The organism is Streptomyces sp. CBMA152, assembly GCF_014596475.1.
Taxonomy (GTDB): Bacteria; Actinomycetota; Actinomycetes; order Streptomycetales; family Streptomycetaceae; genus Streptomyces.
Genome location: NZ_MECJ01000022.1, coordinates 129940 through 151799, shown reverse-complemented (window position 1 = coordinate 151799; position 21860 = coordinate 129940). Strand labels below are relative to the sequence as shown.

Annotated in this window: 18 protein-coding genes and 2 rRNA genes; 13 read left to right on the top strand and 7 right to left on the bottom strand. The window is 72.6% G+C overall.

Annotated elements, in window-relative coordinates:
- Nucleotides 1-96, top strand: a 23S ribosomal RNA gene (locus BG418_RS19785); the annotation flags it as partial.
- A 105-nt stretch (nucleotides 97-201) separates the two neighbouring features.
- Nucleotides 202-318 (top strand): 5S ribosomal RNA (gene rrf / locus BG418_RS19780).
- Nucleotides 319-382: 64 nt separating this feature from the next.
- Here the strand turns inward: rrf and BG418_RS39990 are convergent.
- Nucleotides 383-2188: a hypothetical protein gene (locus BG418_RS39990; protein ID WP_317453700.1), complete on the bottom strand. Its 1806-nt coding sequence runs from the start codon at nucleotides 2186-2188 to the stop codon at nucleotides 383-385.
- On the opposite strand from BG418_RS39990, the gene BG418_RS19770 reads away from it, so the two are divergent.
- Nucleotides 2069-2788: a tetratricopeptide repeat protein gene (locus tag BG418_RS19770; RefSeq protein WP_223185149.1), complete on the top strand. Its 720-nt coding sequence runs from the start codon at nucleotides 2069-2071 to the stop codon at nucleotides 2786-2788. The two genes, BG418_RS39990 and BG418_RS19770, sit on opposite strands and share 120 nt — an antisense overlap.
- A gap of 103 nt (nucleotides 2789-2891) precedes the next feature.
- Here BG418_RS19770 and BG418_RS19765 read toward each other — a convergent pair whose 3' ends face one another.
- Complete coding sequence (locus BG418_RS19765; RefSeq protein WP_188275245.1) at nucleotides 2892-4220, bottom strand: DUF1015 domain-containing protein; 1329 nt, start codon at nucleotides 4218-4220, stop codon at nucleotides 2892-2894.
- 71 nt (nucleotides 4221-4291) lie between these two features.
- Between BG418_RS19765 and BG418_RS19760 the strand changes: the two genes are divergently transcribed.
- The 4 genes from BG418_RS19760 (at nucleotide 4292) to BG418_RS19745 (ending at nucleotide 8421) form a co-directional block, all read left to right on the top strand.
- The gene (locus BG418_RS19760; protein WP_188275244.1) at nucleotides 4292-5320 is read left to right on the top strand and encodes an HAD hydrolase-like protein; all 1029 of its coding nucleotides are present in this window, start codon (nucleotides 4292-4294) and stop codon (nucleotides 5318-5320) included.
- Nucleotides 5321-5441: 121 nt separating this feature from the next.
- Nucleotides 5442-6512 carry a FecCD family ABC transporter permease gene (locus tag BG418_RS19755; RefSeq protein ID WP_398999465.1) on the top strand — a complete coding sequence of 357 codons (1071 nt, stop codon included), beginning with the start codon at nucleotides 5442-5444 and terminating at the stop codon, nucleotides 6510-6512.
- Complete coding sequence (locus BG418_RS19750; RefSeq protein ID WP_188275243.1) at nucleotides 6509-7573, top strand: iron chelate uptake ABC transporter family permease subunit; 1065 nt, start codon at nucleotides 6509-6511, stop codon at nucleotides 7571-7573. Before BG418_RS19755 ends, BG418_RS19750 begins: the two co-directional genes overlap by 4 nt.
- A 47-nt stretch (nucleotides 7574-7620) precedes the next feature.
- On the top strand, nucleotides 7621-8421 hold the full coding sequence (locus BG418_RS19745; protein WP_188275242.1) for an ABC transporter ATP-binding protein: 801 nt from the start codon (nucleotides 7621-7623) through the stop codon (nucleotides 8419-8421).
- A gap of 5 nt (nucleotides 8422-8426) precedes the next feature.
- On the opposite strand, the gene BG418_RS19740 is transcribed toward BG418_RS19745, so the two are convergent.
- Nucleotides 8427-8774 carry an SCP2 sterol-binding domain-containing protein gene (locus tag BG418_RS19740; RefSeq protein ID WP_188275241.1) on the bottom strand — a complete coding sequence of 116 codons (348 nt, stop codon included), beginning with the start codon at nucleotides 8772-8774 and terminating at the stop codon, nucleotides 8427-8429.
- Between the two features lie 42 nt (nucleotides 8775-8816).
- Here BG418_RS19740 and BG418_RS19735 point away from each other — a divergent pair, with 42 nt between their 5' ends.
- The 3 genes from BG418_RS19735 to BG418_RS19725 are packed head-to-tail and all read left to right on the top strand — an operon-like array spanning nucleotide 8817 to nucleotide 10859.
- Nucleotides 8817-9089, top strand: a complete 273-nt coding sequence (locus BG418_RS19735) for a hypothetical protein (RefSeq protein WP_188275240.1) — start codon at nucleotides 8817-8819, stop codon at nucleotides 9087-9089.
- Nucleotides 9090-9096: 7 nt separating this feature from the next.
- Nucleotides 9097-9912, top strand: a complete 816-nt coding sequence (locus tag BG418_RS19730; protein WP_188275239.1) for a TlyA family RNA methyltransferase — start codon at nucleotides 9097-9099, stop codon at nucleotides 9910-9912.
- Between the two features lie 5 nt (nucleotides 9913-9917).
- The gene (locus tag BG418_RS19725) at nucleotides 9918-10859 is read left to right on the top strand and encodes an NAD kinase (protein WP_188275261.1); all 942 of its coding nucleotides are present in this window, start codon (nucleotides 9918-9920) and stop codon (nucleotides 10857-10859) included.
- Nucleotides 10860-11083: 224 nt separating this feature from the next.
- On the opposite strand, the gene BG418_RS19720 is transcribed toward BG418_RS19725, so the two are convergent.
- Nucleotides 11084-11500 (bottom strand): hypothetical protein, encoded by a 417-nt coding sequence (locus tag BG418_RS19720; protein ID WP_188275238.1) that lies wholly within the window; start codon nucleotides 11498-11500, stop codon nucleotides 11084-11086.
- 166 nt (nucleotides 11501-11666) lie between these two features.
- Here BG418_RS19720 and recN point away from each other — a divergent pair, with 166 nt between their 5' ends.
- Together recN and BG418_RS19710 are read left to right on the top strand one after the other, a co-directional pair.
- Nucleotides 11667-13385 (top strand): DNA repair protein RecN, encoded by a 1719-nt coding sequence (recN, locus tag BG418_RS19715; RefSeq protein WP_188275260.1) that lies wholly within the window; start codon nucleotides 11667-11669, stop codon nucleotides 13383-13385.
- Between the two features lie 182 nt (nucleotides 13386-13567).
- Nucleotides 13568-14644: a glycosyltransferase family 4 protein gene (locus BG418_RS19710; RefSeq protein ID WP_188275237.1), complete on the top strand. Its 1077-nt coding sequence runs from the start codon at nucleotides 13568-13570 to the stop codon at nucleotides 14642-14644.
- A gap of 94 nt (nucleotides 14645-14738) precedes the next feature.
- Here the strand turns inward: BG418_RS19710 and BG418_RS19705 are convergent, their stop codons facing one another.
- From BG418_RS19705 to BG418_RS19695, 3 genes are all read right to left on the bottom strand, one after another.
- Complete coding sequence (locus BG418_RS19705) at nucleotides 14739-16370, bottom strand: PucR family transcriptional regulator (protein WP_188275236.1); 1632 nt, start codon at nucleotides 16368-16370, stop codon at nucleotides 14739-14741.
- A gap of 70 nt (nucleotides 16371-16440) precedes the next feature.
- Nucleotides 16441-17820 (bottom strand): FAD-binding oxidoreductase, encoded by a 1380-nt coding sequence (locus tag BG418_RS19700; protein WP_188275235.1) that lies wholly within the window; start codon nucleotides 17818-17820, stop codon nucleotides 16441-16443.
- Nucleotides 17821-17972: 152 nt separating this feature from the next.
- Nucleotides 17973-19775 carry a glycoside hydrolase family 15 protein gene (locus BG418_RS19695; RefSeq protein WP_188275234.1) on the bottom strand — a complete coding sequence of 601 codons (1803 nt, stop codon included), beginning with the start codon at nucleotides 19773-19775 and terminating at the stop codon, nucleotides 17973-17975.
- A 419-nt stretch (nucleotides 19776-20194) separates the two neighbouring features.
- Here BG418_RS19695 and BG418_RS19690 point away from each other — a divergent pair, with 419 nt between their 5' ends.
- The gene (locus BG418_RS19690; protein WP_188275233.1) at nucleotides 20195-21856 is read left to right on the top strand and encodes a CTP synthase; all 1662 of its coding nucleotides are present in this window, start codon (nucleotides 20195-20197) and stop codon (nucleotides 21854-21856) included.
- The last annotated feature ends 4 nt before the right edge of the window (nucleotides 21857-21860 follow it).

The following is a 21860-nucleotide window of genomic DNA, read 5'->3' as shown; positions in this document are numbered from 1 at the left end:
TAAGGCTCCCAGTAGACGACTGGGTTGATAGGCCAGATGTGGAAGCCTCGTAAGGGGTGGAGCTGACTGGTACTAATAGGCCGAGGGCTTGTCCTCAGTTGCTCGCGTCCACTGTGTTAGTTCTGAAGCAACGAACAGTTGCTGGTTGAGCAGAACCCACTTAATTGAAGAGTGTGCTTGTTCGCTCGAAACCGATAGGGTTTCGGTGGTCATAGCGTTAGGGAAACGCCCGGTTACATTCCGAACCCGGAAGCTAAGCCTTTCAGCGCCGATGGTACTGCAGGGGGGACCCTGTGGGAGAGTAGGACACCGCCGAACAATCTTTCAGGACCCTTGGTCCCAGCGTTCACGCTGGGACCAAGGGTCCTTTTTTGTTTTTGTTTCAATTTGCCGAAGCGCGTCGGGCAGCCGACTGCGCGAGAATGACTAGCAGTACCCGAAGACAGGAGTCGCACCGATGTCCACCAACTCTCCCGAGGACCGTCCGCAGCGCGAGGGGCGCAGCCGTGACGGCGGTGACAGGGGCGGCTACCGGGGCGGTCGTGACGACCGCGGCCCGCGCCGTGACGACAACCGCAGCGACAGCCGTGGCAGCTCGGGCGGTGGCTACGGCCGTCGCGACGAGAACCGTGGCGGTACCGGCGGCGGCTTCCGCCGCGACGACCGAGGCCGCGATGACCGTGGCGGCCGTCCGTCCGGTGGTGGCTACGGCGGCGGTTCCGGCGGTGGCTATGGCCGTCGTGACGACCGTCCGTCCGGCCCGCGTCGCGATGACGACCGTGGCGGTCGCCCGTCCGGCGGCGGTTACGGCCGTCGTGATGACAACCGTGGTGGCACCGGTGGCGGCTTCCGCCGTGACGACCGTCCAGCCCCGCGCCGTGACGACGACCGTGGTGGTTTCCGTCGCGATGACCGTCGTGACGAGCGCCCGTCCTTCCGCCGTGATGACGACCGTGGCGGCCGTCCCTCCGGTGGCGGCTACGGCGGCGGTTCCGGCGGTGGCTATGGCCGTCGTGACGACCGTCCGTCCGGCCCGCGTCGTGACGACAGCCGTGGTGGCACCGGTGGCGGCTTCCGCCGTGACGACCGTCCGGCCCCGCGTCGGGACGACGACCGTGGTGGTTTCCGTCGTGACGACCGTCGTGACGAGCGCCCGTCCTTCCGCCGTGACGATGACCGTGGTGGCCGTCCCTCCGGCGGCGGCTTCCGTCGCGATGACCGTCCGGCCCCGCGTCGTGATGACGACCGTGGTGGTTTCCGTCGCGATGACCGTCGCGATGAGCGCCCCTCCTTCCGTCGCGATGACGACCGTGGTGGCCGTCCCTCCGGTGGTGGCTATGGCCGTCGTGACGACCGTCCGTCCGGCCCGCGTCGTGACGACAGCCGTGGTGGCACCGGTGGCGGCTTCCGTCGCGATGACCGTCCGGCCCCGCGTCGGGACGATGACCGTGGTGGTTTCCGTCGTGACGACCGTCGTGACGAGCGCCCGTCCTTCCGCCGTGATGACGACCGTGGTGGCCGTCCCTCCGGTGGCGGCTACGGCCGTCGCGACGACCGTCCGGCCCCGCGCCGTGACGACAACCGTGGCGGCACCGGCGGTGGCTTCCGTCGCGATGACCGTCCGGCCCCGCGCCGTGACGACGACCGTGGCGGCTTCCGCCGCGACGACCGCCGCGATGACCGAGGCGGCGACCGCGGTGGCGACCGGGGCGGCGACCGTGGTGGTTTCCGTCGCGATGACCGTGGTGGCGACCGGGGCGGGTTCCGCCGTGACGACCGTGGCCCGCGTCGCGACGACGACCGTGGTGGGTACCGCGGCCGCGACGACCGTGACGACCGCGGTGGCTACCGTGGCGACGACCGCCGCGAGCGGGACCGCGACCGTGAGCCGATCAAGCGGCTGCCGATCGACGAGGACGTCACCGGCAACGAGATCGACGAGGACGTGCGTCAGGAGCTGCTGAGCCTGCCCAAGACCCTCGCCGAGGACGTCGCGCAGAACCTCGTGATGGTGGCGCGCCTCATCGACGAGGACCCCGAGCAGGCGTACGCGTACTCGCGTATCGCCCTGCGGCTCGCCTCCCGTGTGGCGGCGGTCCGCGAGGCGGCCGGGTTCGCCGCGTACGCGACGCAGAAGTACTCCGAGGCGCTGGCCGAGTTCCGGGCCGCGAAGCGGATGACCGGGCACGTCGAGCTGTGGCCCGTCATGGCCGACTGCGAGCGCGGCCTCGGCCGGCCCGAGCGCGCCCTGGAGATGGCTGGTGCGCCGGAGGTGCAGAAGCTGGACAAGGCCGCTCAGGTCGAGATGCGCCTGGTCGCGGCCGGTGCGCGCCGGGACATGGACCAGCTCGACGCTGCCATCGTGACCCTGCAGAGCCCGGAGCTGGCCTCCAACTCCGTCCAGCCGTGGACCCCGCGTCTGCGGTACGCGTACGCCGACGCGCTGCTCGCCGCCGGCCGTGAGGACGAGGCGCGCGAGTGGTTCGCCAAGGCGCTGGAGTCCGACAAGGACGGCACCACCGACGCCTCGGATCGCCTGGCCGAGATGGACGGCGTGGACTTCGTGGACGCCATGGCCGACGAGGACGAGCTGGACGCCGACGTCATCGCCGACGAGCCGGAGCTCGATGTCGCCGGTGAGTCGGACAGCGCGCCCGACGAGGACGACGAGCGTGCCGACGTGGACGCCGACGACGACCTCGACATCGAGGCCGTCGCCGACCAGCCCGTCGCCGACCAGCCGGCCGTCGACGCTGACGAGGACAAGGGCCCGGCCGACAAGGCCTGAACCCACTGAGTAGGACCGAGTAAGAAGGGCGGCACCCCGGCCGGGGTGCCGCCCTTTCTCGTATCCGCGCCCTGAAAAGGCGTCGGTGCCCTGACAACAGGCGTCAGTTCACCGTCAGGCTCCGCAGCACCAGGCCCGTCGCGGGCTTGGGGCCGAAGGACGTCGACTTGCGGGGCATCGTGACGCCCTGACGGGCGAGGTCGCGGACGACCTCTTCGCGTACGGGATGCATGAGCACCGCCGTGCCGCCGCGCCGTTCCGCCTGCTCTACGGCGGCCGCCGTGTCGTGGATGTACATGATGTGCTCGGGGGCGTCCGGGATGCGCCAGACGTGGTCCAGGAGCGTGGAGTGGAGCACCGTGGCGTCCAGGGCGCGCCAGGCCTGCGGGCGGTCCGTGCGGATGGTGCGCGCGAGCAGGTCCTCGTCGGGCCGGTCGAGGAGGTGGAAGCGGCCGTCGCCCGCCAGCAGGAACGCGTTGCCCTCGGTGCTCGCCTCCGCGAGGAGGTCCAGCGCGTCGGGCAGCGGCACCGCGAACGTACGGACGCGGAAGGCACCTGTTTCAGCCACGGCGGCCAGCGCTTCACTGACCGGAAGCCGGTGGAGCAGGCGGTGAATGGCGCGTACCCGCAGCGGGTAACGGGCGGTGTCGACGAGCAGGACCAGGCCGAAGTCCCAGGGGCCGGGGCCGGACTGCTCGGAGCGCAGTCGCAGATAGGTGGCCCAGCGGTGGTGGCCGTCGGCGATGACCGCCTGGTGGTGGGCGAGGTCGGCCTGGATCGCGGCGAGGTCGGCGGGGTCCGTGACCGCCCACAGCCGGTGGCTGTAGCCGTCCTCGGTCGTCGTGGCGAGCAGCGGCTCGTGCTGCACGGTCCGCTCGATCACGGCGCCCGCGCCACCGGGGCCGCTGGCCGCGCTTCCGTTCAACCCCGCCGAGCGCCCGTTCGCGCCCGTCTCACCGTGGTACGTGAGCAGCAGCGGCTCGAAGTGGGCGGCGGTCGTCCGCATCAGGTCGGCGCGGTCCTTGACGACGTGCGGCATCACGTCCTCGTGCGGCAGCACCACGCCCTCGGAGGGCTCGGACAGGGCCAGCGCCCCGATCAGGCCGCGCTGGAGCAGCCCGCCGCCCACCTGCTCGTACACATAGAGAGCCGGTTCCGGATCGGGGGCGAGGACGCCCTCCGAGAGCCAGTCCTCCAGGGTCAGCGCGGCCTGCTGGTGGCGGGCCGTGGGCGTGGCCGCCTGCGGGAGGATCAGCCGGACGATGTTGTACGGGTCCGCCGACTCCAGGTGCAGCAGGCCGTCGGGGCGGACCACCACGTCGTACGGCGGGGAGGTCACGGCCGCGAGGCTGCCGACGCGCTCGGGTACATAGCGCAGTCCTCGGAACGGGATCAGGCGCAGCCCGTCGTCCGCACGCCCAGTTGTGGTCATTGGTGCATGGTAAGTGGGGTGCGGACATGCGCGATGATCGGGGGAGAGCATCGAGCGAGGAGTGGATGAGGATGAGCCAGCCGAGCAGGACCCGGCCGAGCGGCAGCGCGGTGGCGCTGAGCGAGGCGTACGACACGGCTCTGCTGGATCTCGACGGGGTGGTCTACGCGGGCGGTGAGGCGATCGTGCACGCGGTCGACTCGCTGGGCACCGCGCGCGAGGGCGGGATGCATCTCGCGTACGTGACCAACAACGCGCTGCGCACCCCCGACGCGGTGGCCGCGCACCTCACCGACCTGGGCGTACCCGCCGAGCCGGGCGATGTGATCACCTCGGCGCAGGCGGTGGCGCGGCTGATCGCCGAGCAGGTGCCGGACGGATCACGGGTGTTGGTGATCGGCGGGGAAGGACTGCGGGTCGCGCTGCGCGAGCGCGGGCTCGTGCCGGTGGAGTCGGCCGAGGACGATCCGGCGGCGGTGGTCCAGGGGTACGGCGGGCCGGACCTTGCGTGGGGCCGGTTCGCGGAGGCGTCCTACGCGATCGCGGCCGGGGTGCCGTGGTTCGCGTCCAACACCGATCTGACGATCCCGAGCGGGCGCGGCATCGCGCCGGGCAACGGGGCCGCGGTCGAGGTGGTGCGGATCGCGACCGGCGCCGAGCCGACCGTGGCCGGCAAGCCGCTGCCCCCGATGCACCGGGAAACGATTCTGCGCACGGGTGCGCGCAAGCCGCTGGTGGTCGGGGACCGGCTCGACACGGACATCGAGGGGGCGTTCAACGGTGGGGTGGACTCGCTGCTCGTCCTCACCGGGGTGACCGACGGCGCCCAGCTGCTCGCCGCCCGGCCCGAGCACCGGCCCACCTTCGTGGACGCGGATCTGCGGGGCATGCTGACCGGCCAGCCGGAAGTGGCCGAAAACAGCGGTGAGTTCAAGTGTGGCGGGTGGACGGCCGCCGTCCGCGACGAGGCGTTCGCGCTGGACGGCGACGGCGAGCCGCTCGACGGACTGCGGGCGCTGTGCGCGGCGGCGTGGACGTACGCGGGGGACGGCACGTGTGGTCTGGACGCGGGCAAGGTGCTGGCGCGGCTGGGGTTGTGACGCCGGGGAGCGGGCAGGTGGTGAACCTGGCCGCTCATTTTCCCTCGCGCACTCGCTTTCCCGCGCGTAAAGGATCAAGGTGCCTGTCCGGCGCTTGAGAGGGTAGGCTAACCTAACTCGGGTGTTGGTAGACAGCCCTCCCGAGCCCGGCGCGACGACCGACCCCGCGCTTTCCGAGCCCAACCCGGCCGCGACCCCCCGGCGGCACGCGATGCGCGCCGCCGGGCTGTTGGTGTCCCTGGGCGTGCTGGCCCTCGTGGCCGTCGCGAGTATCGCGGTGGGGGCGAAACAGATACCGGTGTCAGACGTCTGGCACGGGCTCTTCCACTACTCGGGCACCGCCGACGACGTCATCGTCCACGACACCCGCGTCCCCCGCACCCTGCTCGGACTGCTCGTCGGGGCCGCGCTCGGCGTCTCCGGCGCGGTGATGCAGGCGCTCACCCGCAACCCGCTCGCCGAGCCCGGCATCCTCGGGGTCAGCGCGGGCGCCTCCGCCGCCGTCGTCTCGGCCATCAGCTTCTTCGGCGTCACCAGCCTCACCGGATACGTGTGGTTCGCCTTCGCGGGGGCCGCCGTCGTCTCGGCGCTCGTGTACATCCTGGGCGGCAGCCGGGCCGCCACCCCGGTCCGGCTCGCGCTCGCGGGGACGGCCGCGTCGGCCGCGCTGGCCGGCTACATCAACGCCGTGCAGCTGATGGACTCCGCTGCCCTCGACCGGCTGCGGTTCTGGTCGGTGGGCTCGCTGGCCTCCGCCAACACCGACACGGTCACCGAGATCGCGCCGTTCGTCGTGGCCGGTCTGGTGCTCGCCGCGCTGCTCGCCCGGCCGCTCAACGCGATGGCGCTCGGCGACGACACCGCGCGCGCCCTGGGCGCCCATCTGACGCGTACGCGCGTGTTGTCGATGGTCACCGTCACCCTGCTGTGCGGGGCCGCGACCGCCGCCTGCGGGCCGATCGTCTTCGTCGGGCTGATGGTCCCGCACATCGTCCGGGCCATCACCGGGCCCGACATGCGCTGGATCCTGCCGTACGCGGCCGTGCTCTCGCCGGTGCTGCTGCTCGGCTCGGACGTCGTCGGGCGGGTTGTCACCCGGCCCTCCGAGCTCCAGGTCGGCATCGTCACCGCGCTCATCGGCGGGCCCGTCTTCATCTTTCTCGTACGCCGCAAGAGGATGGCCCACCTGTGAACCCGCCCGTGAAGCCGTCCTCGAAGTCGCCGGTCAAGGCCATCCGTACGCCCGGTGGTTACTCCTTCCGGCTCGATCCCCGCTCGCTGGTCGTCGTCGTGGCGCTGCTCGGCGCGGCGCTCGCGGCGGGTGTGGTCCTGGTCGGCAGCGGGGACTTCGACATCGCGCCCGTCGACGTCGTCCGCACCCTCTTCGGCGACGGCACCGCCCAGCAGGACTTCATCGTCAACGAACTGCGGCTGCCGCGTGTGCTCGTGGGGCTCCTCGTCGGCGCCGCGCTCGGGATCTCCGGGGCGGTCTTCCAGTCCATCTCCCGCAATCCGCTGGGCAGTCCGGACATCATCGGCTTCGGGCAGGGCTCGGCGGTCGGGGCGCTCGTCGTCATCGTGTGGATCGGCGGCAGCGCCACCGAGGTCGCCGTCGGCGCGCTGATCGGCGGGCTCGCGACCGGTGTCGCCGTGTATCTGCTCGCGTGGCAGAAGGGCGTGCACGGCTACCGGCTGGTGCTCGTCGGCATCGGCACCGCCGCGATGCTCACCGCCTGCATCCAGTACCTGCTCACCAAGGCGCAGCTGGTCGACGCGACCCGGTCCATGGTGTGGCTGACCGGCTCGCTCGACGGGCGCGACTGGGCGCAGGTCTGGCCGCTGCTCGCGCTGTTCGCCGTGCTGCTCCCGGCGATCCTCGCGTACGGACGGCCGCTGCGGATGCTGGAGATGGGCGACGACGCGGCGTACGCGCTCGGCGTGCCCGTCCAGCGCACCCGCACCGTGCTGATGCTCGCCGCCGTGCTGCTCAACGCCGCCGCGACCGCCGCGGCGGGTCCCATCTCCTTCGTCGCGCTCACCGCGCCGCAGCTCGCCCGCCGCCTCACCCGCGCCACCGGGCCGAACATCCTGGCCGCCGGCTGCATGGGCGCGACCCTGCTCGTCGTCGCCGACTGGGCCTCCCAGCGGCTGTTCGGCGAGAGCAAGCTGCCAGTGGGCGTGGTGACCGGGGTCCTCGGCGGTCTCTATCTGCTGTGGCTGCTGGTCACCGAGCGCAAGGCGGGCCGGATATGAGCGCCCCGCACCTGTCCAACCCCCGTACGGATTCCAGGAGTACGAGCATGCAGCGCCTCAGCGCCGATTCGGTGACCCTCGGCTACGACCAGCGGGTCATCGCCGAGGACCTGTCGGTCCAGATCCCGGACCACTCGTTCACGGTCATCGTCGGCCCCAACGCCTGCGGCAAGTCCACGCTGCTGCGCGCCCTGTCGCGGATGCTCAAGCCCAGCCGGGGCCGGGTGCTGCTCGACGGGGAGACCATCCACGCGATGCCCGCGAAGAAGGTCGCCAGGACGCTGGGACTGCTGCCGCAGTCCTCCGTCGCGCCGGACGGGATCACCGTCGCCGACCTGGTGGCGCGGGGCCGCTACCCGCACCAGGGGCTGCTGCGGCAGTGGTCGGCCGAGGACGAGCGGATCGTACGGGAGTCGATGGAGGCGACCGGGGTCGGCGAGCTGGGGGAGCGGTACGTCGACGAGCTGTCCGGCGGGCAGCGCCAGCGGGTGTGGATCGCGATGGCGCTCGCCCAGCAGACACCGCTGCTGCTGCTCGACGAGCCGACGACGTTCCTGGACATCCAGCACCAGATCGAGGTCCTGGACCTCTGCGCCCAGCTCCACGAGGAGCAGGGGCGCACCCTGGTCGCGGTGCTGCACGACCTCAACCAGGCGGCCCGGTACGCCACGCATCTGATCGCGATGCGCGGCGGCGAGATCGTCGCCGAGGGCCCGCCCTCCGAGATCGTCACGGCGGAGCTGGTGGAGCGGGTGTTCCAGGTCCGCTGCCAGGTCATCGACGACCCGGAGACGGGCACACCGCTGGTGGTACCGGCGGCCCGGCAGCGGGCCGCGGTGGCGTCCTGAGCGATCTAGAGCAGCGTTCGCAGGCGCAGCAGGTCGCGGAAGCCCGCCTCCAGGCGGACCCGGCCGGTGGCCCAGGCCCGGGCGAAGTCGAGGTCGCCCCCGACCAGCGCCACCAGGTCGTCGCCCCGCATGGCGAGCCGGATCTGGGCGCGGTCGCGGGGCGGGCCCGCCAGCGTCTCGTGGACCTGGATACGGCCGTCCTGGAGGCGTCCGGTGAACGTGATGTCCAGGTCCGTGATGTGGCAGCTCAGCGAGCGGTCCAGCGCGGCGGCGGCGTGCACGTCGCCCTCCGCGCCCGCCATGTTGTCCGAAAGTTTGTCGAGTGCCGCGCGGCACTCCTGCGTGGTCGCCATCGTGATCGACCGTACCCCAGGGCCACGCGGTAGCGTCTTGGCATGAGCGACTTGATGCCGGGGGCCGAGGCGGACGCCGGTGTATGCGACGAACCGGTCGGCCCGGTACCCCTGGGCGTCCCCCGCGAGCCCACCGGCGACGCCGGGGTGGACGCCCTGGTCGGGCGGCTCGGCGACGTCGACCACCTCGATACGGACGGACACCTTGAGGTGTACGAGGATGTACACCGGGGGCTGCGCGAGACGCTGACCGCGCTCGACGCCCGCCCGGGGCCACCGGCCCCGGTACCGCATCCGTACGACAACAGGAGCTGAACCGAACGTGGCAGGAGTGGCACGCCGCCGCCTCGACGCCGAGCTGGTCCGCCGGAAACTCGCCCGGTCGCGCGAGCACGCCGCCCAGCTGATCGCCGCGGGGCGGGTGAGCGTGGGCAAGACCGTCGCCACCAAGTCCGCCACCCAGGTCGAGACCGCCGCCGCCATCGTGGTCGCCGACGACGACAGCGACCCGGACTACGTCTCGCGCGGCGGCCACAAGCTGGCCGGGGCCCTGGCGGCGTTCGTGCCGCGGGGACTGAAGGTCGAGGGGCGCCGGGCGCTGGACGCGGGCGCCTCCACCGGCGGCTTCACGGACGTGCTGCTGCGCTCCGGCGCCGGGCACGTGGTCGCCGTGGACGTCGGCTACGGACAGCTCGCCTGGTCCCTGCAGAGCGACGACCGGGTCACCGTCAAGGACCGTACCAACGTACGGGAGTTGACGCTCGACGACATCGACGGCGAGCCGGTCGACATCATCGTGGGGGACCTCTCCTTCATCGCCCTCGGGCTGGTGCTGCCCGCGCTCGTGCGGTGCGCGGCGCCGGACGCGGATCTGGTGCTGATGGTCAAGCCGCAGTTCGAGATCGGCAAGGACCGCCTGGGCAGCGGCGGGGTGGTGCGCAGCCCCGAGCTGCGGGCCGAGACCGTACGGACGGTGGCCGCGCAGGCGGCCGCGCTCGGGCTCGGCGTGGTGGGCGTCACGGCCAGCCCGCTGCCCGGACCCTCCGGCAATGTCGAATACTTTCTGTGGCTGCGGGCGGGGGCGCCCGCGCTCGATCCGGCGGATGTCGACCGTGCAGTGGCGGAGGGACCCAGTTGAGCGCGTTGGAGAGCACGACCAGTTCGGCAGACGGGGCACAGAGACAGGACGAGGGGGTACGGACGGTCTTCCTGCTCGCGCACACGGGGCGGCCCGCCGCCATCCGCAGCGCGGAGCTGGTGGTGCAGGGGCTGCTGCGGTCCGGCATCGGCGTACGCGTCCTGGAGGCGGAGGCGGTCGATCTGCCGCTGCCTGAGGCCGTGCAGACGGTGAAGGAGGCCACGCCGCAGTGTCTGGACGGCTGTGAGCTGCTGATCGTGCTGGGCGGGGACGGGACGCTGCTGCGCGGCGCCGAGTTCGCGCGGGCGTCGGGGGTGCCGATGCTCGGCGTCAACCTCGGCCGGGTCGGCTTCCTCGCCGAGGCCGAGCGGGACGACCTGGACAAGGTCGTCGACCGGGTGGTGACGCGCGCGTACGAGGTCGAGGAGCGGATGACCCTCGACGTCGTGGTGCACAGCAACGGCGATGTGGTGCACACCGACTGGGCGCTGAACGAGGCCGCCGTGCAGAAGGTGTCGCCCGAGCGGATGCTGGAGGTCGTCCTGGAGATCGACGGCCGTCCGGTGACCGGGTTCGGCTGCGACGGCATCGTGTACGCGACGCCGACCGGCTCGACCGCGTACGCCTTCTCGGCGGGCGGGCCCGTGGTGTGGCCGGAGGTCGAGGCGCTGCTGATGGTGCCGATCAGCGCGCACGCGCTGTTCGCCAAGCCGCTGGTGACCTCGCCGAGTTCGGTGCTCGCGGTGGAGGTCCAGCCGCACACCCCGCACGGGGTGCTGTGGTGCGACGGGCGCCGGACGGTCGAACTGCCGCCCGGGGCGCGGGTGGAGGTCCGCCGCGGCGCGGTGCCGGTGCGGCTCGCGCGGCTGCACCACGCCTCGTTCACGGACCGGCTGGTCGCGAAGTTCGCGCTGCCGGTGAGCGGTTGGCGCGGCGCGCCGCACTGAGTCGGCCTCAGCAGGCGCCCGGTGCACGGTGTCTGATGCGCGGTCAGGTCGCGTTGAGCGTCCTGACCGCGCGCCCGCGCAGCGCCGCCCGTACCGGCAGGCCGGTCGCGAGCAGGGTCAGCAGTACGGTCCCGGCGGCGATGGCCAGGGCCGTCGGCAACGGCAGATAGGGAGCGGCGAGCCGGACTGGGCCGCCGGCATGGGCGCGAGCGTGGCAAGCGCGATCACCGTGCCGAGCACCAGCGCGGTCGCCGCCGCGCTGCCCGAGGAGCCGGTGCGGTGGGCCGCCTTCGTATGCCCTGGGCGGCTCTGTCGGCGGACTGCTTCGAGAGCGCGACGGACAGCGTGCACGCCCCCGCGACCGCGACGGCGCCCAGCGGGCCCCGCAGCCACCCGAGGCCCCGGCGGCCCGCCGAGGCCTCGTCCAGGGCCCTGGCGGGCCGCAGCAGCGAGAACCGCAGCGAGGCGAACAGCGCCGCGAGCGCCGACGTCACGACCGCGACCGCGAGGCAGACCGGTAGTGCGAGCCAGGTGATGCGGTAGGTCACCTCCGCCGGGATCAGCCCGTGGTCGCGCATCCTGGCGAACCAGACCGCGGGGCGGTGGCCGCGCAGGGCCGAATGGGCCAGTCCTGTGCTCATGGTGAAGAGCCTGGTGGCGGGGGTGGTGCCGGGTGAATGGGGCGGATACCCGGATCGACCGGGGGATGACCCGAGGGTGCGCGGAGGTGGCCCGGGAGGGTGAGCGTGCGGGGGGCGTCGCAAACAGGCCCCGGGACCTCGTAAGGTCGGGGGCGTGTTGGAGGAGATGCGGATACGGTCGCTCGGGGTCATCGACGACGCGGTCGTCGAGCTGTCGCCCGGGTTCACCGCGGTGACCGGCGAGACCGGTGCGGGCAAGACCATGGTCGTCACCAGCCTCGGGCTGCTGCTCGGCGGGCGCGCCGACCCCGCCCTGGTGCGGATCGGCGCCAAGGCGGCGGTCGTCGAGGGGCGGATCGCGCTGCGCGCGGGCGGCACCGCGGCGATCCGGGCGGAGGAGGCCGGGGCCGAACTCGACGAGGGCGCGCTGCTGGTCAGCCGTACCGTCTCGGCGGAGGGCCGCTCGCGGGCGTTCCTCGGCGGGCGGTCGGTGCCGGTCGGCCTGCTCGCGGAGCTCGCCGACGAACTCGTCGCGGTGCACGGCCAGACCGACCAGCAGGGCCTGCTGCGCCCGGCCCGCCAGCGCGAGGCCCTCGACCGGTACGCGGGCGACGCGGTGACCGGACCCCTCACCAAGTACGCGGAGGCCTACCGGCGGCTGCGGTCCGTCGCCGTGGAGCTGGACGAGCTGACCACGCGGGCGCGCGAGCGGGCGCAGGAAGCGGATCTGCTGCGGTTCGGTCTCGACGAGATCGCGGCGGTCGAACCGCTGCCGGGCGAGGACGTGGAGCTCGCGGCGGAGGCGGAGCGCCTGGGCCACGCGGAGGCGCTGGCGTCGGCTGCGGCCCTCGCGCACGCGGCCCTCGCGGGCAACCCCGAGGACCCCGAGAGCGTCGACGCGACCACGCTGGTCGCCGGGTCGCACCGGGCCCTGGAGGCCGTACGCTCCCACGACCCGGCGCTGGCCGCGCTCGCCGAGCGCATCGGCGAGGTCGGCATCCTGCTCGGCGACGTGGCCGGTGAACTCGCCGGGTACGCGGACGACCTGGACGCCGACCCGCTGCGGCTCGCGGCCGTCGAGGAGCGCCGCGCGTCGCTGACCGCGCTCACCCGCAAGTACGGCGAGGACATCACGGCGGTCCTGGCCTGGGCCCAGGAGGGCGCGGCGCGCCTGACCGAGCTGGACGGCGACGACGACCGGATCGGCGAGCTCACCGTCGAGCGCGACGGGCTGCGCGGTGAACTGTCGGTGCTCGCCCAGGAGTTGACGGACGCCCGTACGGAGGCGGCCGCGCGGTTCGCCGACGCGGTGACGGCCGAGCTCGCCTCGCTCGCGATGCCGCACGCGCGCGTGTCGTTCGCGGTACGGCAGGTGGACGACGCCGAGGGCGTCGAGGTGGGCGGGCGGACCGTGGCGTACGGCCCGACCGGCGCCGACGAGGTCGAGCTGCTGCTCGCCCCGCACCCGGGCGCCCCGCCCCGGCCGATCGCCAAGGGTGCCTCCGGCGGTGAGCTCTCGCGGGTGATGCTGGCGGTCGAGGTGGTCTTCGCGGGCACCGATCCCGTACCGACGTACCTCTTCGACGAGGTCGACGCGGGTGTCGGCGGCCGGGCGGCGGTCGAGATCGGCCGTCGGCTGGCGAAGCTGGCCAAGTCGGCGCAGGTCGTCGTGGTGACCCATCTGCCCCAGGTGGCGGCCTTCGCGGACCGCCAGCTGCTGGTGGAGAAGACGAACGACGGCACGGTGACCCGCTCCGGCGTCACCGTCCTGGAGGGCGAGGACCGCGTCCGCGAGCTCTCCCGGATGCTGGCGGGCCAGGAGGACTCGGAGACCGCCCGCGCCCACGCGGAGGAGCTGCTGGCCACCGCGCGGGCCGAGGGCTAGGCGCAACAAGGAGTACGGCGTCAGACGCGGGCCTCGGGGATCACCCGTGTGGGTGGTCCCTCGTCCGGGTCCGCCCGCCGTGGACCCGGGGAAACGTCCGGACGGGAGCGGAACGTCCGTACGGGCTGGCATCCTTGGCCGGGGCCCACCCCGCCCGACCGCCGACCCGGGAGCCTGTTCACGTGTCACAGCTGCGTACGGTCCAAGTGCTGGGCGGCGGCAGCGCGGGCAGCAGCGCGCATGTGCGCTCCCTCGCCGCGGGCCTCGCCGCGCGCGGGGTGCGGGTCACCGTGTGCGCACCGGCCGCGCTGGAGCGGGAGTTCGACTTCCGGGGCGCGGGAGCCCAGTTCGTACCCGTCCCCCGGCGCGGCGACCCGGTCGCGGTGGGCGCGCTGCGGGCGGTCTGCGCGGGCGCGGACGTGGTGCACGCGCACGGGCTGAACGCGGCGGTGCGGACCGCGCTCGCGATGGGCGGGCGCGGCGCGGTCCCGCTCGTCGTCACCTGGCACACCTTGGCCCACGCCGAGGGCGCGCGGGGGCAGTTGCTGCGCGTCCTGGAGCGCCGGGCCGCCCGCGCGGCCGCCGTGGTGCTCGGCACCTCGTCCGACCTGGTCGACCGCGCCCGTCGGCACGGCGCCCGGGACGCCCGGCTCGCCGCGATCGCGGTGCCCGGGCCGCGTACGCCGGTCGCCGACGGCAAGGTGCGGGCCGAACTGGGCGTGGTGGACCGGCCGTTGATCGTCGCGGTGGGCAGTCTGGTCGAGCACCGGGGGTACGACGTGCTCTTGGACGCCGCCCACGGCTGGCGCGGGCTCGACCCCGTACCGCTGTTGGTGATCGCGGGGGAGGGGCGGGAGCGGGGCGCGCTCCAGCGGCGCATCGACGCCGAGGAGCTGCCGGTGCGGCTGATCGGGCGGCGCGACGACGTCCCCGAGCTGCTCGCCGCCGCCGATGTGGCCGTGCTGCCCAGCCGTTGGGAGGGGCGCTCGCTGCTTGCGCAGGAGGCGCTTCGGCTCGGCGTGCCGCTGGTCGCCACCGCCGTCGGCGGGGTGCCGGAGCTGGTCGGGGACGCGGCGGAGCTGGTGCCGTACGGGGATGTTCCGGCGCTGGCCGACGCGGTGGTGCGGTTGCTTGCGGATCCGGTGCGGCGGCGTGAACTGGCCGAAGCCGGGCCCGCGCAGGCTGCGGACTGGCCTACCGAGGATGAGACGGTTGCTCAAGTGCTCAGCGTTTACGATGAGTTGACGAATCGTCACTAATTGCTTTCGAGTGTGGACCGTGCTGGGCTGGTCGCGCCCACGCGGCGGAGCCGCAAAATGACACAGCCCCGCGCCCCTTTAGGTACAGCGACGCTCAGGCAACGTGCCTGCGCGCCCGCAGCGCCAAAGACAGCGCCAGGACCGTCTGTGGGTCGTCCAAGTCCGTGCCCAGTAGCTCCGCGATGCGGGCCAGGCGGTTGTAGAGGGTCTGGCGGTTGAGGTGCAGTTCGCGGGCCGTCTCCGCCTTGCGGCCCGCGTGCGCCAGATAGACCTCCAGGGTCGGCAGCAGCGGTGGGCGCGAGGCCGCGTCGTGGGTGCGCAGCGGGCCGATCGCGCGTTCCACGAACGCCGCCAGGTCCGGGTGTTCGCGCAGCCGCCACAGCAGCAGGTCGATGTCCAGGCGCCGGGCGTCGTACCAAGGGAGCTCCGGCAGGCCCTGGGCGGCCGCCGCCGTCTCGGCCGCGTGCCGCAGCCCCGCCGAGGCCGCCGCCCAGCCGCCCGCCACCCCGACCACCACGACCGGCTGCGCCCCGGCCCGGGCGAGTCCCGCCCGCTCCACGCCCGCCCGCAGGGCCGCCGCGACCCGGTCCGCGACCGCGTTGCGCTCCGGCTCCGAGCGCAGCCCGAGCAGCAGCGGCACCCGGCCCTCCACCGGACGTACGCCCAACAGGACCGGCACCCCCACCGACGACAGCTCCTCCAGGACCGCGCGGGCCAGGACCGCCCAGTTGCCGGTGGCGGAGGATTCCGAGAACTCGGTGGTCAGCCGCATCACCACCGGAAGCAGTGGTCCATCGCCCGGCTTGAAGCCGAGGACCTTCGCCTGGCCGGGCGCGTCCTCGGCGGTGATCCGGCCCTCGGCGAGGTCGGTCAGGAAGTCGCCGCGCCCGCGCGCGGCCAGCTCCTCCTCCTGGCGCGCCTGCATCAGGACGACCGCGAGGATGGCCGCCGCCCGTTCCGCCGCCATCCGGTGGACCGGCAGCAGCGGCGCCGCGACCGCGAGCAGCACGAGCCGGGCGCGGACGGCCCCGGTGCCGTGGCCGCCTCCCGGCACGTCCACCAGGACCGAACCGGTGGGCGGCCCCGACTCGCGGGACTCGCGCTGGCCGCGCAGCCCCTCCCAGACCTGGAGCGGATCAGCGCCCGACTCGCCGGAGCACGCGGCCGCGTAGAGCAGCTGGCCGTCCGGGGTCTCCAGGAACACCGGGTTGGCGGTGAAGTCGGCCAGGATCGACAGGACCTGCGGCACCCCGCCGCCCGAGAGCAGCGCTTCCGTGCAGCGCCGGTGGACTTCCTCGGCGCGCTGGAGCAGGGCGTAGTGGCCGTTGACGATCTCGGTGTGGATCTCCTCGGTGACCGTCACGAACGCGACCTCGCGGTGCAGCGCCACCAGCGGCAGGCCCGCCGCGCGGGCGGTGTCCACGATCGTCGCGGGCAGCCGGCTGAAGCGCGGGCCGAGCTCCACGACCAGCGCGGCGATGCCCCGGTCGGCGAGCCGCCGTACGAAGGCGCGCTGTTCGGCGGGGCGGGTGCCCAGGCCCAGGCCCGTGGTCAGCAGCAGCTCGCCGCCCTTGAGCAGCGACGCGATGTTCGGCACCTCGCCCGCGTGCACCCAGCGCACGGTCCGGCCGAGGCGTTCGGCGCCCGCCACCACCTCGGGGAGCCCGCCGCGCAGCCCCGGCAGCTCCAGCGCCCGCCGCACGGTGATCCCGCCCTGGGTGTCCAATGGGGTTCACCTCGTGTTTTGTCGTACGGACGTGATGCGGGTCACGGTACGACACGGACGGCGGCGGTGGTCAGCCCGGGGCGATGTTGTGGTTGTAGCGGAAGACGTTGTCGGGGTCGTACTGGCGCTTGACGGCGGCGAGCCGTGCGGTGTTCTCGGCGCCGAGGCCCGCGACCACCCGGTCCTGGCCCTCGTCCCCGATGAAGTTGAGGTAGACCGCACCGGTCGACCAGGGCCGCACATCGGCGCGCACGTCCCTGACCCACTGCTTGCAGCGCTCGTCGTCCGCCGCGTCCTCCCAGATCGCGAACGGGTGCACGGCCCACGGCGCGTCGCGGTACGGCACCGGGAACTCGGCGGGGCCGGACGCGATCGCGCCGCCCTGCGGGAAGACCACATGCTGGACCGTGGGCGCCGGGAGGCTGTCGGCCCGGGCGCAGAAGACGTCGATCAGCTCGTTAGGCAGTCCGGTCAGATACTCGGCCGACCAGTAGTTCCGCATCCCCGGCGGGTCGTCGAACATGGTCTGCACCTGCGGGTACGGCATGTCGCCCACGATCTCGACCTCGTGCGGCAGCGCGAGCAGCGGCTGGGCGAGCTTGGTGAGCCGGTCGGCGGGGCCCGCGTACGTCAGGAGCGCGGCGCACAGCAGCTTGCCGACCAGCTCCGGGGGGATGAAGTCCTCGGGCGGGCCGTTCATGTACAGGACCCCGCCGCCCGTCTCGGGCGGTGCGGCCTCGATCAGCTCGCGGTAGGTGCGGATCGCCTCGGGGCCGAGCTCCGGCCGGTACATCAGCATCGCGATCGAGAAGGCCGGCAGGTCGTGCAGGCGCAGGGTGATCGAGGTGGCGACGCCGAAGTTGCCGCCGCCGCCGTGCAGCGCCCAGAACAGCTCGGGGTTCTCCTCCGGGCTCGCGGTGAGGGCCGTGCCGTCGGCCGTGACCAGCTCGACGCCGAGGAGGTTGTCGACCGCCAGCCCGAACGCCCGGTCCAGCCACCCCGTGCCGCCGCCGAGGACGAAGCCGCCGACACCGGTGGTGGAGGCCCGGCCGCCGGTCGTGGCGAGCCCGTACTCCGTGGTGGCGAGGTCCAGGTGGCTCATGGTGGCGCCGCCCTGGACCCGTACGGCGTGGGCAGCGGGGTGGACGGTGACCTCGTGCATCCGGCGCAGATCGACGACCAGGCCGTTGTCGTTGACGGCCTGCCCGGCGACGCTGTGGCCGGCGCCCCGCACGGCGATCTTCAGATCGAGCTCGCGGCCGAAACGTACGGCGGTCGCCACATCCGCGTCGGACGCGCACTGCGCGATGACGGCGGGGCGGCGGTCGATCATGACGTTGAAGACCTGCCGCGCCTCGTCGTAGCCCGGATCGCCCGGCGCGTACACATCACCGGAGAGGTCTTCGCGAAGCTCGGCGAGGGCCGTGCCCGCCTTGGAGGGGGAGGTCATGGCGCCCCCCTTTCGGAGGGAACAGGACATTTCCACCCTAAGCGGCAACCCCGCTAGGGGCGCGGGGAAGCGACGTTATGCGGCTCCGCCGCGCGGGCGCGACAAGCCACAGACGACCCGCACCCGAACGCGGCGAGCACCCACCCCAGCGCCTACCCCCCGTACGCGCCGGAGGCAGTAAGCCTGAGCGCCGTGTCGATCAACGGAACATGGCTGAACGCCTGCGGAAAGTTCCCCACCTGGCGCTGGAGCCGAGGATCCCACTCCTCGGCGAGCAGCCCGATGTCGTTCCGCAGCGACAGCAGCTTCTCGAAGAGCTTCCGGGCCTCGTCGACGCGGCCGATCATGGCCAGGTCGTCCGCCAGCCAGAACGAGCAGGCCAGGAACGCGCCCTCGTCGCCCTCCAGGCCGTCGCAGCCCGCCTCCTCGCCCGCCGTGGGGTAGCGCAGGATGAATCCGTCGGGCGTGGACAGCTCGCGCTGGATCGCCTCGATGGTGCCGATGACGCGCTTGTCGTCCGGCGGCAGGAAGCCCATCTGCGGGATCAGCAGCAGCGAGGCGTCCAGCTCCTTGGAGCCGTACGACTGCGTGAACGTGTTGCGTTCCTTGTCGTAGCCCTTCTCGCAGACATCGCGGTGGATGTCGTCGCGCAGCTCGCGCCACTTCTCCAGCGGCCCGTCCGCGTCGCCCGACTCGATCAGCTTGATCGTGCGGTCGACCGCGACCCAGGCCATCACCTTGGAGTGCACGAAGTGGCGGCGCGGGCCGCGCACCTCCCAGATGCCCTCGTCCGGCTGGTCCCAGTGGTCCTCCAGGTAGCGGATGAGCTTGAGCTGGAGCAGGGAGGCGTAGTCGTTGCGGGCCAGGCCCGTCATGTGGGCCAGGTGCAGGGCCTCGGTGACCTCGCCGTACACGTCGAGCTGGAGCTGGTGGGCGGCGCCGTTGCCGACCCGGACCGGGGCCGAGTTCTCGTATCCCGGCAGCCAGTCCAGCTCGGCCTCGCCGAGTTCGCGCTCGCCCGCGATCCCGTACATGATCTGCAGGTTCTCGGGGTCGCCCGCGACCGCCCGCAGCAGCCACTCGCGCCAGGCGCGGGCCTCCTCGCGGTAGCCGGTGCGCAGCAGCGAGGAGAGGGTGATCGCCGCGTCGCGCAGCCAGGTGTAGCGGTAGTCCCAGTTGCGCGAGCCGCCGATGTCCTCGGGCAGCGAGGTGGTCGGCGCGGCGACGATTCCGCCGGTCGGGGCGTACGTGAGGGCCTTCAGGGTGATCAGCGAGCGGACCACGGCCTCGCGGTAGGGCCCGTGGTACGTGCAGTGATCGACCCACTCCCGCCAGAAGTCCTCGGTCGCCTCAAGGGCCGCCTCGGGCTCGGAGAGGGCGGGCGGCTCCTTGTGGGAGGGCTGCCAGCTGATCGTGAAGGCGATGCGCTCGCCGGGGGAGACGGTGAAATCGGAGTACGTGGTGAGGTTCTTGCCGTACGTGTCGACCGGCGTGTCCAGCCAGACAGAGTCGGGGCCCGCGACGGCGACCGTACGGCCGTCCACCTTGTGCACCCAGGGCACGACACGCCCGTAGCTGAAACGCATCCGCAGGGCGCTGCGCATCGGCACCCGGCCGCTCACGCCCTCCACGATCCGGATCAGCTGCGGCGCGCCGTCGCGCGGCGGCATGAAGTCGGTCACCCGGACCGTGCCGCGCGGGGTGTCCCACTCCGACTCCAGGATCAGCGAGTCGCCCCGGTAGCGGCGCCGGTCCGCCCGGGGTGGCGCGGCGTCGGCCGCGTGGGCCGGGCCGATCCGCCAGAAGCCGTGTTCATCAGTGCCGAGCAGTCCGGCGAAGACGGCGTGCGAGTCGAAGCGTGGCAGGCACAACCAGTCGGTCGTGCCGTCCCGGCAGACCAGTGCGGCGGTCTGCATGTCTCCGATGAGTGCGTAATCCTCGATGCGCCCGGCCACGTGCAATCTCCAGTCGAACGGCCACGTCCGCCCCGCGGGGCGCTTACTGCTACTGCGACTGCGGTCAAGGGACAGCCAACGAGCGCATGTTGCGGGTGACGGCCGGGGTGGTGCCGTGTTACCAGCGGCTCGGCGGCGAGTGTCCGAGCAGGATACGACGCACGTGGGTGATCCGCCGAGGCCTTCCGGCAACGCCGCTGGGCCGTCCGGGTGAGTGGAGTACACAGGGTTGCCGGGCGGTGTGCGGAGCGTGGCCGGAAGCGATGAGCCGCACTCGCTGATACCCTGGTAGCCCGTGGCCGGGTGGTGCAAGAACCCCCGAACCGCAGCGACGGCGCCCCCCGGAATCCCGACAGGATCCGGCACCGGGCAGCCGGCACGCACTTCCAGACCGCGACCACGGGAGCCCCCTCTTGGCCATGCAGACTCGATCCTCTGCGTCCTCGACGACCAAGCACATCTTCGTCACCGGGGGTGTCGCCTCTTCCCTCGGCAAGGGTCTGACTGCCTCCAGCCTGGGTGCGCTCCTCAAGGCGCGCGGCCTGCGCGTCACCATGCAGAAGCTCGACCCGTACCTGAACGTCGACCCGGGCACGATGAACCCGTTCCAGCACGGCGAGGTGTTCGTCACCAACGACGGCGCCGAGACCGACCTGGACATCGGCCACTACGAGCGCTTCCTCGACGTCGACCTCGACGGCTCGGCCAACGTCACCACCGGCCAGGTCTACTCGCAGGTCATCGCCAAGGAGCGGCGCGGCGAGTACCTGGGCGACACCGTCCAGGTCATCCCGCACATCACCAACGAGATCAAGCACCGCATCCGCCGGATGGCGACCGACGACGTCGACGTCGTCATCACCGAGGTCGGCGGCACGGTCGGCGACATCGAGTCGCTGCCGTTCCTGGAGACCGTCCGCCAGGTCCGCCACGAGGTCGGCCGCGACAACGTCTTCGTCGTGCACATCTCGCTGCTGCCCTACATCGGCCCGTCCGGCGAGCTGAAGACCAAGCCGACCCAGCACTCGGTCGCGGCCCTGCGCAACATCGGTATCCAGCCCGACGCGATCGTGCTGCGCGCCGACCGCGAGGTGCCGCTGTCGATCAAGCGCAAGATCTCGCTGATGTGCGACGTCGACGAGGCCGCGGTGGTCGCCGCCATCGACGCCAAGTCGATCTACGACATCCCGAAGGTCCTGCACACCGAGGGCCTGGACGCGTACGTCGTGCGCAAGCTCGACCTGCCGTTCCGCGACGTGGACTGGACGACCTGGGACGACCTGCTGGACCGCGTCCACAACCCGGAGCACGAGGTCACGGTCGCGCTGGTCGGCAAGTACATCGACCTGCCGGACGCGTACCTCTCGATCACCGAGGCCATGCGCGCCGGCGGCTTCGCCAACAAGGCCCGCGTCAAGGTCAAGTGGGTCACCTCGGACGACTGCAAGACACCGGCCGGCGCCAAGAAGAACCTCGGCGACGTCGACGCGATCCTGGTGCCCGGCGGCTTCGGCGACCGCGGCGTCAACGGCAAGATCGGCGCGATCCAGTACGCCCGTGAGAACAAGGTGCCGCTGCTCGGCATCTGCCTGGGCCTGCAGTGCATCGTGATCGAGGCCGCGCGCAACCTCGCCGGCATCCCGGACGCCAACTCCACCGAGTTCGACGCCGCCACCGCCCACCCCGTCATCTCGACGATGGAGGAGCAGCTGGCGTACGTCGAGGGCGCGGGCGACCTGGGCGGCACCATGCGCCTGGGCATGTACCCGGCGAAGCTCGCCGAGGGCTCGATCGTCCGCGAGGTCTACGGAGACCAGCCGTACGTGGAGGAGCGCCACCGCCACCGCTACGAGGTCAACAACTCCTACCGCGCGGAGCTGGAGAAGAAGGCGGGCATCCTCTTCTCGGGCACGTCCCCCGACAACAAGCTCGTCGAGTACGTCGAGTACCCGCGTGAGGTGCACCCCTACCTGGTCGCCACCCAGGCGCACCCGGAGCTGCGCTCCCGCCCGACCCGCCCGCACCCGCTCTTCGCGGGCCTGGTGAAGGCGGCCGTGGAGCGGAAGACCGGCAAGAAGTAACCAG